Origin of the sequence: Natronosporangium hydrolyticum (genome assembly GCF_016925615.1) — a bacterium.
Taxonomy (GTDB): domain Bacteria; phylum Actinomycetota; class Actinomycetes; order Mycobacteriales; family Micromonosporaceae; genus Natronosporangium; species Natronosporangium hydrolyticum.
Genome location: NZ_CP070499.1, coordinates 5224533 through 5238217, shown reverse-complemented (window position 1 = coordinate 5238217; position 13685 = coordinate 5224533). Strand labels below are relative to the sequence as shown.

The following is a 13685-nucleotide window of genomic DNA, read 5'->3' as shown; positions in this document are numbered from 1 at the left end:
CACCACCGGTACGCCGGCACCGGCTAGTGGCCCAGCAGATTCGCCAGCAGCCGGTTGACGCTGTACGCCAGGCCTGGATCGTCCTCGGCCGAGCCGGTGGGGGGAGCGTCGGTGACCTGGCCGGAGGGGGTCGTGCTCGGCCCGGGGCTGGCGCTGGGCGGCGGGTCGGCGGTCGCCGAACCGGTGACCTCGGGGGTGGCGGCGTCGCCGGTGGGCTCGGGGTCGGCGCTGGCCGATGGCGAGGCCGGGGCGGTCTCGGTAGGAGTCGGGTGGCCCTCGCCGGCCGCCGCCGGCTGTCCGGTGGCCGGGTTCGGTACGGCGGCCGGGGCGGGCAGCGTGACGCAGTCGGCCGGCACCGGGCCGAGCATGTCGATCGAGCTGACCGCGGTGCAGTCCCGGTCCAGGTTGCCGCGCAGATCGCTGGCGCGTTCGTCGATCTCGTCCAGCAGCTCCAGTGAGGCGAGGATGGGTGCCCGCTCGGAGCTGTCGACCTGCCCGGCGAGCTCGCCCAGGGCGGTGCGCTGCTCGGCGCTGAAGGTCTCGATCGCGCGCAGCGCCGCCCGGTCCTGCCGGTTGGTGGCGGCGGTGGTGAGTAGCCGGACGCCGTGGCTGGTGTCGCGGTCCATGTCGGAAAGCACCCGGGAGAGGTCGTTGGCGAGGGTCCGGGCCTCGGCCAGCCGGGTCTGGGCGAACTCAAGGTATAGCTGACCGCGGCCCAGGTCGGAGCTGGCCAGCGCGAGCTGGGCCCGCTCGGCGGAGCGCTTGACCCCGTAGAGGGCGTCGCCGGGCATGGCGTTCTCGCTGGCGGTGGACATGCCGGTGAAGGCTACGGCGCCGACGGTGACCCCGGCGATCACCGCGGTGCGGGTGCGTGGCCCCTGTGCGAACGCCGTTCGCAGGCGGGCGGTTGCGGCGCCGACGAGCGGATGGGTCAACCAGGGGTTGGCCGGTGGTGGTTCGCTCGGTTCGGGCTCGGCGGTGGCGCCGATCCCTTCCCGCTGGGCGGTGGCGACCAGCATCGCCCGGAGTCCGGTGCGGAACTCGTGGTCGAGTTCGGGCGCCCGGATCTCCTCGACCAGCCGGCGTTGCAACGCCACCAGGTCGCCGACCTCGTCGTCGTAGGTGGTCCGGAGGTGCTGGCGGCGACCGCCGTTGGCCTCATCCAGGAGTTGGGAGAACCGTTCTGCGCGGCGCCGGTTGGTCAGTGGGCTGGCCATGGCCGGCACCTCCTCTCGTCATCGTGGCACTCGGTGTGCGGACCTGGCGACACGGATGCGACCGTCGGGCTGGACACCGGCGGCCGTACCTCTCCCAACGGGTCGGGAACGTGGTCGGTTACGGCTGTGCGGCGGCCGTCCGGTGGGTGCGGTGACAGGCTGGCGGGGCTAGCCGCGACCACGCTGGAAGCCCTCCGGAAGTAGCCGGGCGAGCGCGCGGACGGCGCGATACTGCAACGCTTTGATCGCTCCTTCGTTCTTCCCCATGGCCTGCGCGGTCTCGGCGACCGAGAAGCCTTGCAGAAACCGCAGCACGATGCACTCCTGCTGCTCCGGGTTGAGTTGTTTCACGGCGCTGAGCAGGGTGACGTTGGTGATGTGGTCGACCACCACGGTCTCCGGGGTGCCCTCGGGGCCGCGGTCCTCCTTGTCGGAGTCGAGCACGTCGCCGGTGGCGACTTCGAGCCGGTAGCGGCCGGACTTGAAGTGGTCGGCGACCAGGTTGCGGGCGATCGTCACCAGCCAGGCACCCAGGTCGCGGCCCTGCCAGGTGAAGGAGTTGATCCGTTTGAGCGCCCGTAGGAAAGTGTCGGAGGTGAGGTCCTCGGCGAGCTGCCGATTACCCACCCTGAAGTAGATAAATTTGAATACGGTCTCGACGTACCGGTCGTAGAGCAGCCCGAACGCTTCGGACTCGCCAGCCTGGGCACGTTCGACGAGGGCCCAGACCTCGGCCGCGGCGTCGCTCGGGTCGGGGCGGGCCGGGTAGCTCGGGGCGGCGGTGGGGGTCCCCGCCCCGGTGCCGGCGACGGCGGGGTTGACCGTCGCGGCGTCGGCGGCGGGGGTGGCCGCCGTCGACTGGTCGGTGGGTTGCGCCGGGACGGCCGGGAGGATCGCGGTGGGAACCTCCGGGTTCGGGTCCTGGCGGCGGTTGTGGGGTTGGGCTGGTGGGCGACGTGGGGTGCGGCGCGAGAGTGGGGGCGTGACGTCGTAGAACTTGGCGCGGGCAACGACATGTGCTTCGGTCACGTCTACCGCCCTTTCTCCGCAAACCTGACATCAGGCTGGGGAAGTACGTATTGGTGCACAGCGGTTCTCCTAGGCTGGACCGTATGTCTCCACCACATACGTGATGAGCTGACCTTTTGGTGATGGTAAGGCTCATCACGCTCCCAGGTGCGGGATCTGGCGACATGCGCTCGAAAATCCTTTCGTCAGCGTGGTCGAAGCAACGCACAGCGTGTGCGATTACCTCGAATGGGCGACATATGCCAGACTTCAGAGCCATGACGACCGCGTTCGACGGCCCCGGCGCCGGGGTAGGTCACCCGGAGGAGTCACCTGAATCGGTGCGAATCACCCTGCTGGTGCGGCCGGGTTGCCACCTCTGCGACTACGCCCGGGAGGCGCTGGGTCGGGTCGCCGAGACGACCGGCGAGCGCTGGCACGAGGTGAGCGTCGAGAGCGACCCGGAGCTGGAGCGCGAGTACGGCGGCCGGGTCCCGGTGGTGCTGCTCGACGGGCGGGAACACGACTACTTCCGGGTGGACGAGGCGCGGCTGCGGCGGGATCTGACCGGCGCTGACTGAGCAGACTGCCGCCGGTTACCTTCGACGCCATGAGTGGAGAGCGGCACCTGGTCTGGGACTGGAACGGCACCTTGTCCGACGATCTCACCCTGGTGGTCAGCGCGACGAACGCGGCGCTGGGCAGCGTGGGTGGCCCGGAGATCACGGCGGAGCAGCACCGGCAGGATTTTCGGCGACCGATCGCCGACTACTATGCCGGGGTGCTCGGTCGCCCGGTCGACGCGGCCGAGTTCGTCGAGCTCGACCGGCGGTTCCACGAGGCTTACCTGGCCGGGTTGCCGTGTGAGCTCGCCGCCGACGCCGAGGAGGCGCTGCGCGCCTGGTCGGGTACCCAGTCGCTGCTGTCGATGTGGTTCCACTCCGACCTGGTGCCGGCCGTCGCCGCGCACGGACTTACCGACCATTTTGCCCGGATTGACGGGGTGCCGCGGCAGTGGCTCGGGCAAGGTTCGTCCAAGGGCCCCCGCCTGGTGGCGCACCTCACTGAGTTGGGGTTGACCGATGCCTCGGTAGTCATGATCGGCGACACGGTGGACGACGCCCACGCCGCGGCGGCGGCCGGCGCCGACTGCGTGTTGTACTCCGGCGGGTTCAGCAGCGCCGAGCAGCTCCGGACGGCCGGCGTGCCGGTGGTAGACACGCTGCTGGAGGCGGTCTGGTTGGCGCAGCGTACCGGGTGAGTTGCGGTGGCAGTGCTCCGGGCAATTGGGGATAATCGGCCGTAGCCTAGGAGCCCACTCGCCACCGCGCCAACGCGGGAATGGAGGCACCGGTGGCTTCGTCGGTGCGTTCGTCGAGGAGCCAGCCGGCGTCGCGGGGGCATGCCCCGGGTTGGCGCTGGTGGCGAGTGGGCCCGGCGCCCGGCGGATCCGGGCGCGGTCCCGGCGCGCTTTCAAGATCGCGATTTGTGCAGGGCTTCACAAACGCCTACTCTGTAGCGGGTGGCGCGGCTAGCACTGCCGGTCACGGCCACGTTGGCCCACCGGGTCAGGTGACGATCGCTATGTCGGCACGGAGTCTCATGAGCCAGTTCGCGGGGCGCGACGCTGTGGCACCAGCGGTGATGGTGCCGGACTTTCCGGACCTCCCCGAGGCCACGGTGTCCCGGCTCCCGGAGTACCTCCGGGCGCTGCACCAGCTCGCCCAACTAGGTCACGACACCGTCTCCAGCGAGGCGTTGGCGACCGCCGCCGGCGTGAAGTCCGCCAAGGTACGCAAGGACCTCTCCCAGCTCGGGTCGTACGGCACCCGCGGTGTCGGGTACGACGTCGACCGGCTGGTGCAACAGATCGAGCAGGTGCTCGGGCTCAGCCAACGCCGCAACGTCGCGGTGATCGGCGCCGGCAACCTCGGCCACGCGCTCGCCGGCTACGCGGGCTTCCCCAGCCGGGGGTTCCGGATCAGCGCCCTGGTCGATGTCGAGCCGGCCAGGGTCGGCGAGCGGCTCTACGGCATCCCGATCACCCATCTGGACGACCTCGCGGCCACCGTGGCGGCGGAGAAGATCGCGATCGGAGTGATCGCCACCCCTGCCGGCGCGGCGCAGCAGGTCGCCGACCGGCTCGTCGGCGCCGGGGTCAAGTGCATCCTCAACTTCGCCCCGTGCGTGCTCAGCGTGCCCACCGATGTCGACGTGCGCAGCGTCGACCTCGCCATCGAGCTGCAGATCCTGTCATTCCATGAGCATCGCCGGACCCGGAGCGCGCTCGACGGCGTCACCGACGGCGCGGTGCCGCACCCGGTGAGCCACACCCCGGCCCGGAAGGTGGTCTGATCGTGAACCTGCTGGTGGTCGGGGCCTCCTATCGCACCGCGGACGTGTCGCTGCTGGAGCGGCTGGCGGTGGCCGCCCAGGAGCTGCCGGGGCTGCTCACCGGGCTGCTCCGCCGGGATCACGTGACCGAGGTGGCGGTGCTCTCCACCTGCAACCGGGTCGAGGTCTACGCCGGAGTCTCGACCTTCCACGGCGGGGTGGCGGACATCTCCGCGACGCTCGCGCAGCGCGCCGGAGTGGACCCGGCGCTGCTCGCCCATCACCTCTACGTCCACTGGGACGCCGACGCGGTCACCCACACCCTCCGGGTCGCCGCCGGGCTGGACTCGATGGTCGCCGGCGAGACCCAGATCCTGGGGCAGGTCCGGGAGGCGTACGCCGCCGCCACCGACGCCGACACCGCCGGCCGGCTACTGCACGACCTGCTGCAACAGGCCCTCCGGGTAGGCAAACGCGCCCACGCCGAGACCGGCATCGACGCCGCTGGCCGCAGCGTGGTCAGCGCCGCGCTCGACCTCGCCGCCACCGCCGCCGGGGCTACCTCGCTCGCCGACCGGGGCGCGCTGGTGGTGGGCACCGGCTCAATGGGTGCGTTGGCGCTGGCGACCCTCTCCCGGGCCGGCGCCACCCCCCGCTACGTCGCCAGCCGGACCGAGCAGCGGGCCGCCCGGCTGGCCAACGCCTACGCCGCCCGGCCGGCGGTGCTCAGCCAGCTCGCGGCGCATATGTCCGAGATCGACCTGGTGGTCTCGGCGACCGCCTCCCCGCACCCGGTCCTGACCACCGAGGCGATCGCCGCCGCGGTGGCGAGCCGGCCCGCGTACCGGGGGCCGCTGGTCATCTGCGATCTGGCCGTTCCGCGTGACGTGGAGCCGGCGGTGGGGCAGCTGCCCGGAGTGGAGCTGATCGACCTGCCGCGGCTGGCCGCCGGCGAGCCGTCGCTCGCCACCGCCGAGGTCGCCGCCGCGGAGGAGTTGGTCGCAGCCGAAGCTGCGACGGTCAGCGCCGGGCTGCGGGATGTCGCCGTGGTGCCGACCGTGGCCGCGCTGCGGGCCCGCGCCGACGAGGTGGTCGCCTCCGAACTCTCCCGGCTCGCCGGCCGGCTGCCGGAGCTCAGCGACGACCAACAGGCCGAGGTGGCGCACGCCGTCCACCGGCTGGTGCAGCGACTGCTGCACCAGCCCACGGTGCGGGTCCGGCAGCTCGCCGCCGGCCCGGACGGCCACAGCTACGCGGCGGTGCTGGCGGAGCTCTTCGATCTGCAGGTCCCGCAGCCACGCCGAGTCGACGAGGTCCCGGACCTCACCGAGCCGGGGGGTGGGGCGGCATGACCGGGGTTACGGCGGCGCGGCCGCCCGGCCTGATCCGGATCGGCACCCGCGGCAGCGCCTTGGCGATGACCCAGACCGGCACGGTCGCCGCGGCGATCACCGAAGCCACCGGTCTGCCCACCGAGCTGGTGGAGATCAGCACGGCGGGGGACCGTTCCGGTGCCCCGGTGGCGCAGCTCGGGGTGGGGGTGTTCGTCTCCGCGTTGCGGGAAGCGTTGGCCCACAAGGAGATCGACGTCGCGGTCCACTCGTTCAAGGACCTCCCGACCGCACCGGACGAACGGCTGACGATCGCCGCCGTGCCGACCCGGGCAGACCCCCGCGACGCGCTGATCACCCGTGACGGTGCCACGCTGGCCACCTTGGCCCAGGGCGGGCGGATCGGCACCGGCTCACCCCGGCGGATCGCGCAGCTGCTCGGGTACCGGCCCGACCTGACGGCGGTCCCGGTGCGCGGCAACGTGGACACCCGGCTGCGCAAGGTGGCCACCGGGGAGCTGGACGCGCTGGTGCTCGCGCGGGCCGGCCTGGCCCGGCTCGGGCGGGTCGAAGAGATCACCGAGACGCTCGATCCCGAGGTGATGCTGCCGGCGCCCGCGCAGGGGGCGCTGGCGGTGGAGTGCCGGGTCGACGACCCCAGCGTGGCCAAGCTGCTGGCGGTACTGGACGACCCGGCGACCAGGGCGGCGGTGACCGCCGAGCGGGCGCTGCTGGCCACCCTGGAGGCCGGTTGCAGCGTGCCGGTGGGTGGCCTGGCCGAGTTCACCGACGACGGCGAACTCCGGCTACGCGGCGCGGTCTGCGGGCTCGACGGGGCCCGGAGCATCCGGCTGGGCCGCTCCGGCCCGGTGCCGACCACCGCCGCCGCCGCCCGGCTCGGCCGGGACCTCGCCGCCGCGCTGCTCGCGGCCGGTGCCGACACGCTGCTCGGCGTCGAGCGGCAGCGGCACGTCGACGGGCCAGCCGGAGCCCGCGGCACCGCTACGACCGAAACTCAGCCGGCCGGAGTGGGCGCTTTGGGGCAGCGCCCGGACCCGCGCCGGCCCGGAAACCCGCAAGCGCAGTAGGAGCAACGATGACGACCCGTACCCGAAATCCCGTAGGCCGGATCACCTTCGTCGGCGGTGGGCCCGGCGACCCTGGCCTGTTGTCTCGGCGCGCGCTCGAGGCGTTGAGCGCCGCCGACCATGTCCGGTACGAGCGGGGTACCTCAGAACAGCTACTCGCCGCGGTCCGGGCCGAGACCCGGAGCGAGGTTGAGCTCAGCCAGGCCGACAGCAACCCGGGCGAGCTCGCGAAGGGGTTGCTCGCGGCGGCCAAGGACGGCCACGACGTGGCGTACCTGGCGATCGGGGACCCGTTCAGCCGCGAGTCGGTGGTGAAGGAGGTCTCCGAGGTCGCCCGCAGCGGCGTCCGCTTCGAGGTGGTGCCCGGGATCGACCAGTCGGCCGGGGTGGCCAGCTACGCCGGGGTGCCACTGGCCGGTGCACGGACCACAGTGGATGTCGATGATGTCACCACTCTCGACTACGAGGCGCTGGTGCCCCGCGCCGGCCGTGGTTCGCTCGCGCTCGCGGTCGACGCCGGCGAGCTCGCCCAGGTACGCGACGGCCTGCTCGCGGCCGGGGTGGACGGTGAGGCGCCGGTGACGGTCACCGGCGACGGTACCGGCGACACCCAGTACACCACCAGCTCCACCGTGGACAGCTTCGTCGCGGCGGCGCTCGGGTTCAGCGGCCGGGTGGTGCTCGCGGTCGGTGCCGGGGTCACCGAACGGGAGCGGCTCAGCTGGTGGGAGAGCCGGCCGCTCTACGGCTGGAAGGTGCTGGTGCCGCGGACCAAGGAGCAGGCCGGGGCGATGAGCTCCCGGCTGCGGCAGTACGGCGCCATCCCCACCGAGGTGCCCACGATCGCGGTGGAACCGCCACGTACCCCGGCGCAGATGGAACGGGCGATCAAGGGGTTGGTCGACGGCCGCTACGCCTGGGTCATCTTCACCTCAGCCAACGCGGTCAAGGCGGTGTGGGAGAAGTTCAGCGAGCATGGGCTCGACGCCCGCCACTTCGGCGGGGTGAAGGTCGCCTGCATCGGCCCGGTCACCGCGGAGGCGGTCCGCGCCTTCGGGATCAACCCGGAGCTGACCCCGGGCGCCGAACAGACCACCGAGGGGCTGCTGTCCGAGTTCGCCCCCTACGACGATCTGCTCGACCCGGTCGGCCGGGTGCTGCTGCCCCGCGCCGACATCGCCACCGAGACGCTGGCGGCCGGGCTGGTCGAAAAGGGGTGGGAGGTCGACGACGTCACCGCGTACCGGACGGTGCGGGCCTCACCGCCGCCGGCCGAGATCCGCGACGCGATCAAGTCGGGCGGCTTCGACGCGGTGCTCTTCACCTCTTCCTCGACGGTCCGGAACCTGGTCGGGATAGCAGGCAAGCCGCACGCCCGGACGGTGGTCGCGGCGATCGGGCCGAAGACCGCCGAGACCGCCACCGAGTTCGGGCTCCGGGTGGATGTGCAGCCCGAGCACTCGACCGTGGCCGACCAGGTGGAGTCGCTGGCCGAGTACGCGGTGGAGCTGCGGGAGAAGCTCGCCACCATGCCCGCCAAGCAGCGGCGCGGTTCCAAGGTCCAGGGGCCGACCGCGCTTCGGTTCCGCTGAGTGTTGCGGAGGGCAACCATGAGCTACCCCGGAGTACGTCCTAGGCGGTTGCGCGGCACCGCAGCGATGCGCCGGCTGGTGGCCGAGAACCGGGTCTCACCGGCCGAGCTGGTGCTGCCGCTCTTCGTCCGGGAGGGGCTGCCCGAGCCCCGGCCGATCCCGTCGCTGCCCGGGGTGATGCAGCACTCCCGGGAGTCGCTGCGAAAGGCGGCGGCCGAGGCGGTGGCGGCCGGGGTCGGCGGGCTGATGCTCTTCGGGGTGCCGCAGCAGCGGGACCCGGAGGGCAGCGCCGGCACCGACCCGCGGGGGGTGCTCAACGTGGCGATCGGCGACGTGGTCGCCGAGGTGGGCGACTCGACCGTGGTGATGAGCGACCTGTGCCTCGACGAGTTCACCGACCACGGTCACTGCGGGGTGCTGGCTGCCGACGGCACCGTCGACAACGACGCGACGCTGGTGCGCTACTCCGAGATGGCGTTGGTGCAGGCGGCCGCCGGGGCGCATGTGCTCGGCCTCTCCGGCATGATGGACGGGCAGGTGCAGGCGGTCCGCCGGGCACTCGACGCGGCCGGCCACGAGCAGGTGGCGATCCTGGCGTACGCGGCGAAGTACGCCTCGGCCTGCTACGGCCCGTTCCGGGACGCGGTCGAGTCGACGCTGGAGGGTGACCGGCAGACCTACCAGCAGCACCCCGCCAACAGCCGGGAGGCGCTGCGCGAGGTGGCGTTGGACGTGGCCGAGGGCGCCGACATCGTGATGGTCAAGCCGGCCCTGCCCTACCTGGACGTGATCGCGGCGGTCCGGGACGCGGTCCAGGTGCCGGTCGCGGCATATCAGGTCTCTGGGGAGTACGCGATGGTGGAGGCGGCTGCGGCCAACGGGTGGCTGGACCGGGAACGGGTGGTCGCCGAGACGCTGACCTCGATCCGCCGGGCGGGCGCGCAGATCATCCTCACCTACTGGGCGACCGAGGCGGCCCGCGCCCTGCGCTGAGCCACCCGCCTGCGGCGTTCAACTGCTCACATCGGAGTCTCGTCCCGGCTTCGCGGTCAGCCTGTCTGCGCTGGCCGGTGGGCCAGGTGCATAGGGTGTGCCCATGCGTCTGGTGACGAGCTGGATCGGGTTCCTGGTGTTGGGGCTGGCGCTGGTCGGCGCCGGCATCGGTTATCACCAGTTCCTGGCTGCCCGGGCCGCGGATCGGGTGGCCAGCGGAGAGGCGGTCGCCGCCACCGTCACCGAGGTGATCCGCACGCGAGGTACGCCGAACCGGATGGTGGTCGAGTACCACCTCGATGACGAACCGCGGCGTCAGCGCCTGGCGGGTCCGGTGGGTGCCCGGCTCTGGGAACCGGGTGACGCGCTCACCGTCTACGTCGACCCCGACGCGGGTACGGTGACCACTCCGGACGGCTACACCGATGACGACTGGCGGATTCTGGCACCGCCGGTGCCGCTGGCCGCATTCGGTGCCGTCTTCGCGGCGCTGGCGCTGCGGCACCCGGTTCGGACCTGGCGGGAGTCCCGGCAGCGGGCGCGGCGGTCGATCCATGACGTTTCGGTGACAATGGATCTGGGTGAGGACGCGTCGGTGGAGTGGGATCACGCGTACCGGCGGCTGGTCGCTCAGGTGACCGCGGCCCGTCGCCGCCGCCGGGTATCACCGGTGGCCCTGCGGGTGTCCTTCCTGGTCACGGGGGTGGGGTGCGAGTCTGGGGCCGAGGGGGCCGAGGTGAGTTCCTACGACAAGCGGCGCCAGGTGCTGACGGTGTCGGTGGCGTTACCGCCGCAACCGGCAGACACCGCGGACCGGGAGTTGCGGGCGGGTGTGCGGCAGGCAGTGACCTGCGGCGAGGCCCACCTGCGGGAGCGGGGGCGGGACGCGGATCTTCGCCCGCTGTGGCGGATCGTTGATGAGCTATCGTTGGCCGCCCGCCCCGAAACGCCGGCCGGGCCGGGGACGCAGGCTTGACCAAACCGCGGCTGGACCGCCCCGCCGACCTCAGTGGCGGCGGGACCTCCGTTCAGGGGGCGGCGTCGCTGAGTTCGAGGCTGGCGTGCAGCCCGCTGAGCGCGGTCTCGAAGCCCGCCGCCGGCGCGGCGAAGGTGACCAGGAACGAAAACGCCTCGCCGGGCGACGCCGCGCCGGTCCGGTCGGTGACGACCACGACGGTGGCCACCGAGGCGAAATCGTTCCACTGAATCCCAGCCGGCGCCCTACCGCCCCGGACGGCTCGCCCCGGCAGGGTGGCGCGGACCGGCCGGACTGCGCTGGCCAAATCAGGTCGATTGATCATCAGACATGGCCACAGCTCAGGTGGTGCTAGAGGGAGCGTTTGCTTGCTTACGCATACGCCATCGGCCGGGCAGTCGGTTGCGAGATCGGCGGGCAGATCGTCTCACCCGACTTGGTGGGTCGAGTGGCGCCTGGTTTGCCGGTATGAACCTGGTTTGTCGCCGTAGTGGATCACCACTCAACCGACCAAGCGGCCGACGGTGTTGACAGCCGGGCGCAAGGGGGTCTGCTGAAAAGGCCGTGACCTGGTACCGACTTCCGTCGGACGCGATCCCGGCGAGAGCCGGCCGGCCGCAGGGAGGACCGGCGCCTTCTCGAATTAGCCATTGGAGCCCGGCCGGTGAGCAGAGCACCGACCGCCTCCGGCGACAAGCCGGGCGGCGGCGGCGAATGTGAGCGGAGGCTCGGGGATTTGAACCCCGGATGGGCGCTAACCCAAACCGCATTAGCAGTGCGGCGCCATAGACCAGACTAGGCGAAGCCTCCACCGGCACCTCGCTTGGCGAGGCACGCGCAACGAGGATACAGGGCGGCAGCGGCCGGGAGCAAAGGGACGTCCATGCCGCGTTGCGAGCGGCAGCTCGGGCCGAGACCGGTTAGGCTGCGACAACATGGCTGACGAAAAGGCTGACGAGAGCACCCCGGCCCGGGACGCCGCCGCTGACCCGGCGCCACCGGCGAAGAAGGCTGCCAAGTCCACCTCCGCCAAGTCCACCTCCGCCAAGGCCACGAAGGCCGCCAAGGCCACGAAGACCACGAAGTCGACGGGGTCCGCCAAGTCGACCGGTGCTACCAAGTCCGCCAAGGCAGCCAAGTCGACCGGGCCGGCTAAGAAGGCTCCGGCCCAGGCTGAGCAGGCCCAGGCTGAGCCGTCCGCGGCTGAACCGCCAGCCGCCGTAGCGTCGCAGCCGGTCGGCGGCGACCGCGCCCGTGGGGTCGACACCCCGGATGCCCTGGCGGGTACCGTCGCGCCGGGGGTCTGGGCCGACGCCGCATGGCAGGCGTTGCAGCAGCTGGATCAGCCGCCGCGCCGGCTGGCGGAGCTCGCGGTCGCCGAGTTGGGCCCGCGGGCGGCGGCCTGGGCAACGTGGCTGCGGGACCGGTACCCGGCCGCACCGGACTACGGCGTGGCGCGGCTGGCCACCCAGGAGGCCGTCCGCGGTGGCAGGGCGCTTGCGCTCGGCGCCGCCGGTGGCCCGTTCACCGCCCCGCTGTTGTTGCCGGCGACCGCCTGGGTGTGGGCCACGGTGATCCTCCGGGTGGCCGCCGCGTACCGGCAGGACCCGACTGACCCGGCCCGCGCCGACGACCTGATCGAGCTGCTCGACCTCGATCCGGCCGCCACCGGTGAGCCGTTCTCGCTGCTCGGTTTCGGCGGCATCGCGGGCGCCGCCGGGCAGCAGGGGTTGGCCCGGTTCGCGGTCAGCCGGCTCGGGCTGCGCCGTACCCCTGCTGCCGCCGCCCTCCGGGTGATGCTCGCCGCGGGTGACCACAGTGAGCAGCTGACCCTGCTGGCGCATCGCGCGATCCGACATTTCCGGCCGGTCGCCGGCGCCGCGGTCGCTGACCGTTGACCGCCGACTGGATCCGCCGGACCGGCCGATCCGGACTACCGGTTACCGGCGCACATCCTCAGCGTTGTGGGCCACAACGCTGAGGATGTGACTTAGGGATCGACACCTGGGTCCGGCCAGCGCGGCCGGCGCCTCGTAAATCTTCCGGTTCAGCCCAGCGCCCCCAGGATGCGGCCGAGTAGGCTGTCCAGCTCGTCCGAGTAGAGCCCGTAGCCGACGAAGGCGACCACGTCGAGGATCGTGTGGGCGATCACCAGCGGCATCACCCGCCGGTACCGCAGGTAGAAGAGCGCGAAGATGACGCCCATGATCGCGTTGCCGATGAACCCGCCGAAGCCCTGATAGAGGTGGTAGGAGCCGCGCAGCAGCGCGTGGGCGCCGACCGCCGCGGCGGCGTGCCAGCCGAGCTCCCGCAGGCGAGTCAGCAGATACCCGACCCCGATCACCTCTTCCAGCAGCGCGTTCTGGAGTGCTGCCAGGATCAGCACCGGCACCGCCCACCACACCGCGCTCAACGCCGCCGGCGCGATCCGTACTCCGATGCCCAGGTGCAGCGCGGCGACGTAGAGCGCCAGGCCCGGGATTCCGATCACCATCGCCAGCAGCGCGCCGCTGCCGAGATCGAAGCGGGGGCGGCGCCAGTCCAGGCCGATCAGCCGCCGGCCGTCGCCCGGGTAGCGGCTGAGCAGATACACCGCGAGCAGCACCGGCACCAGCGCCAGACTGATCCGGAGCAGCTGGTCGACCAGGTCGAACCAGGGCCGGTCGGGTAGTCGGGAGACGTTGAGCGCCGCGGTCTGCTGCGACAGCGCCTCCGGCCGGCTGAGCCGTTCCACGATCCGGTAGGTGGCGAAGATCGCGGACGCGCCGATCGACACCCCGAGCACCAGCAGGACTTCGGTGCCCAGCACCCGGCGGGAGGGCGCCGGCGCGGTCGACGCGGCGGCCCCGGACGCTGGTGCCGCGGCAGCGGCCCCGGTCTCACCACTGGTCATGCCCGGTAGCGTACGTGTCGGCCGCTCGCGCTGGTGGCGGTGCGGGCCGGCGCCCACCGGGCCGGTGCCCACCAGCCCGGTGCACCGTCGCGTTAGCATGAGCACGGCGGCGTGCCGTCGCGGTGCGAGTCGCGGCAGTTTCTGGAGGGTTCGCCTAGTGGCCGATGGCGGCGGTCTTGAAAACCGCTGAGGCGTTTGCGCGTCTCCGTGGGTTCGAATCCCACACCCTCCGCTCACCAGCACGGTCGAGGCA

At 72.2% G+C, this 13685-nt stretch carries 11 protein-coding genes, 2 tRNA genes and 2 pseudogenes; 10 read left to right on the top strand and 5 right to left on the bottom strand.

Annotated features, from left to right (window positions below):
- Window positions 1-341: 341 nt before the first annotated feature.
- Both JQS43_RS23695 and JQS43_RS23690 read right to left on the bottom strand, forming a co-directional pair.
- Window positions 342-1217: pseudogene (locus JQS43_RS23695) on the bottom strand (DUF5667 domain-containing protein); the annotation flags it as partial.
- Window positions 1218-1385: 168 nt separating this feature from the next.
- Entirely contained in the window at window positions 1386-2246 is an 861-nt protein-coding gene (locus tag JQS43_RS23690; protein WP_239676570.1) for a sigma-70 family RNA polymerase sigma factor, read from the bottom strand.
- A 257-nt stretch (window positions 2247-2503) separates the two neighbouring features.
- Between JQS43_RS23690 and JQS43_RS23685 the strand changes: the two genes are divergently transcribed.
- From JQS43_RS23685 to JQS43_RS23650, 8 genes and pseudogenes are all read left to right on the top strand, one after another.
- The gene (locus JQS43_RS23685) at window positions 2504-2806 is read left to right on the top strand and encodes a glutaredoxin family protein (RefSeq protein ID WP_239676569.1); all 303 of its coding nucleotides are present in this window, start codon (window positions 2504-2506) and stop codon (window positions 2804-2806) included.
- A 29-nt stretch (window positions 2807-2835) separates the two neighbouring features.
- Entirely contained in the window at window positions 2836-3486 is a 651-nt protein-coding gene (locus tag JQS43_RS23680; protein ID WP_239676568.1) for an HAD family hydrolase, read from the top strand.
- Window positions 3487-3827: 341 nt separating this feature from the next.
- Window positions 3828-4580, top strand: a complete 753-nt coding sequence (locus tag JQS43_RS23675) for a redox-sensing transcriptional repressor Rex (protein ID WP_239676567.1) — start codon at window positions 3828-3830, stop codon at window positions 4578-4580.
- Between the two features lie 2 nt (window positions 4581-4582).
- Entirely contained in the window at window positions 4583-5911 is a 1329-nt protein-coding gene (locus tag JQS43_RS23670; protein ID WP_239676566.1) for a glutamyl-tRNA reductase, read from the top strand.
- Window positions 5908-6852 (top strand): annotated as a pseudogene (gene hemC / locus JQS43_RS23665) (hydroxymethylbilane synthase); the annotation flags it as partial. The gene JQS43_RS23670 and the pseudogene hemC, both read left to right, overlap by 4 nt.
- A 134-nt stretch (window positions 6853-6986) precedes the next feature.
- The gene (locus JQS43_RS23660) at window positions 6987-8570 is read left to right on the top strand and encodes a uroporphyrinogen-III synthase (protein ID WP_239676564.1); all 1584 of its coding nucleotides are present in this window, start codon (window positions 6987-6989) and stop codon (window positions 8568-8570) included.
- Between the two features lie 18 nt (window positions 8571-8588).
- Complete coding sequence (gene hemB / locus JQS43_RS23655) at window positions 8589-9563, top strand: porphobilinogen synthase (RefSeq protein WP_239676563.1); 975 nt, start codon at window positions 8589-8591, stop codon at window positions 9561-9563.
- 103 nt (window positions 9564-9666) lie between these two features.
- Window positions 9667-10539, top strand: a complete 873-nt coding sequence (locus JQS43_RS23650) for a DUF3592 domain-containing protein (RefSeq protein WP_239676562.1) — start codon at window positions 9667-9669, stop codon at window positions 10537-10539.
- 52 nt (window positions 10540-10591) lie between these two features.
- Here JQS43_RS23650 and JQS43_RS23645 read toward each other — a convergent pair whose 3' ends face one another.
- Both JQS43_RS23645 and JQS43_RS23640 read right to left on the bottom strand, forming a co-directional pair.
- Window positions 10592-10864 (bottom strand): hypothetical protein, encoded by a 273-nt coding sequence (locus JQS43_RS23645; RefSeq protein ID WP_239676561.1) that lies wholly within the window; start codon window positions 10862-10864, stop codon window positions 10592-10594.
- 396 nt (window positions 10865-11260) lie between these two features.
- Window positions 11261-11349, bottom strand: a tRNA-Ser gene (locus JQS43_RS23640).
- A 125-nt stretch (window positions 11350-11474) separates the two neighbouring features.
- Between JQS43_RS23640 and JQS43_RS23635 the strand changes: the two genes are divergently transcribed.
- Window positions 11475-12437: a hypothetical protein gene (locus JQS43_RS23635; protein WP_239676560.1), complete on the top strand. Its 963-nt coding sequence runs from the start codon at window positions 11475-11477 to the stop codon at window positions 12435-12437.
- 149 nt (window positions 12438-12586) lie between these two features.
- Here JQS43_RS23635 and JQS43_RS23630 read toward each other — a convergent pair whose 3' ends face one another.
- Window positions 12587-13432 carry a CPBP family intramembrane glutamic endopeptidase gene (locus JQS43_RS23630; protein ID WP_239676559.1) on the bottom strand — a complete coding sequence of 282 codons (846 nt, stop codon included), beginning with the start codon at window positions 13430-13432 and terminating at the stop codon, window positions 12587-12589.
- Window positions 13433-13575: 143 nt separating this feature from the next.
- Between JQS43_RS23630 and JQS43_RS23625 the strand changes: the two genes are divergently transcribed.
- Window positions 13576-13664: transfer RNA gene (locus JQS43_RS23625), tRNA-Ser, on the top strand.
- The last annotated feature ends 21 nt before the right edge of the window (window positions 13665-13685 follow it).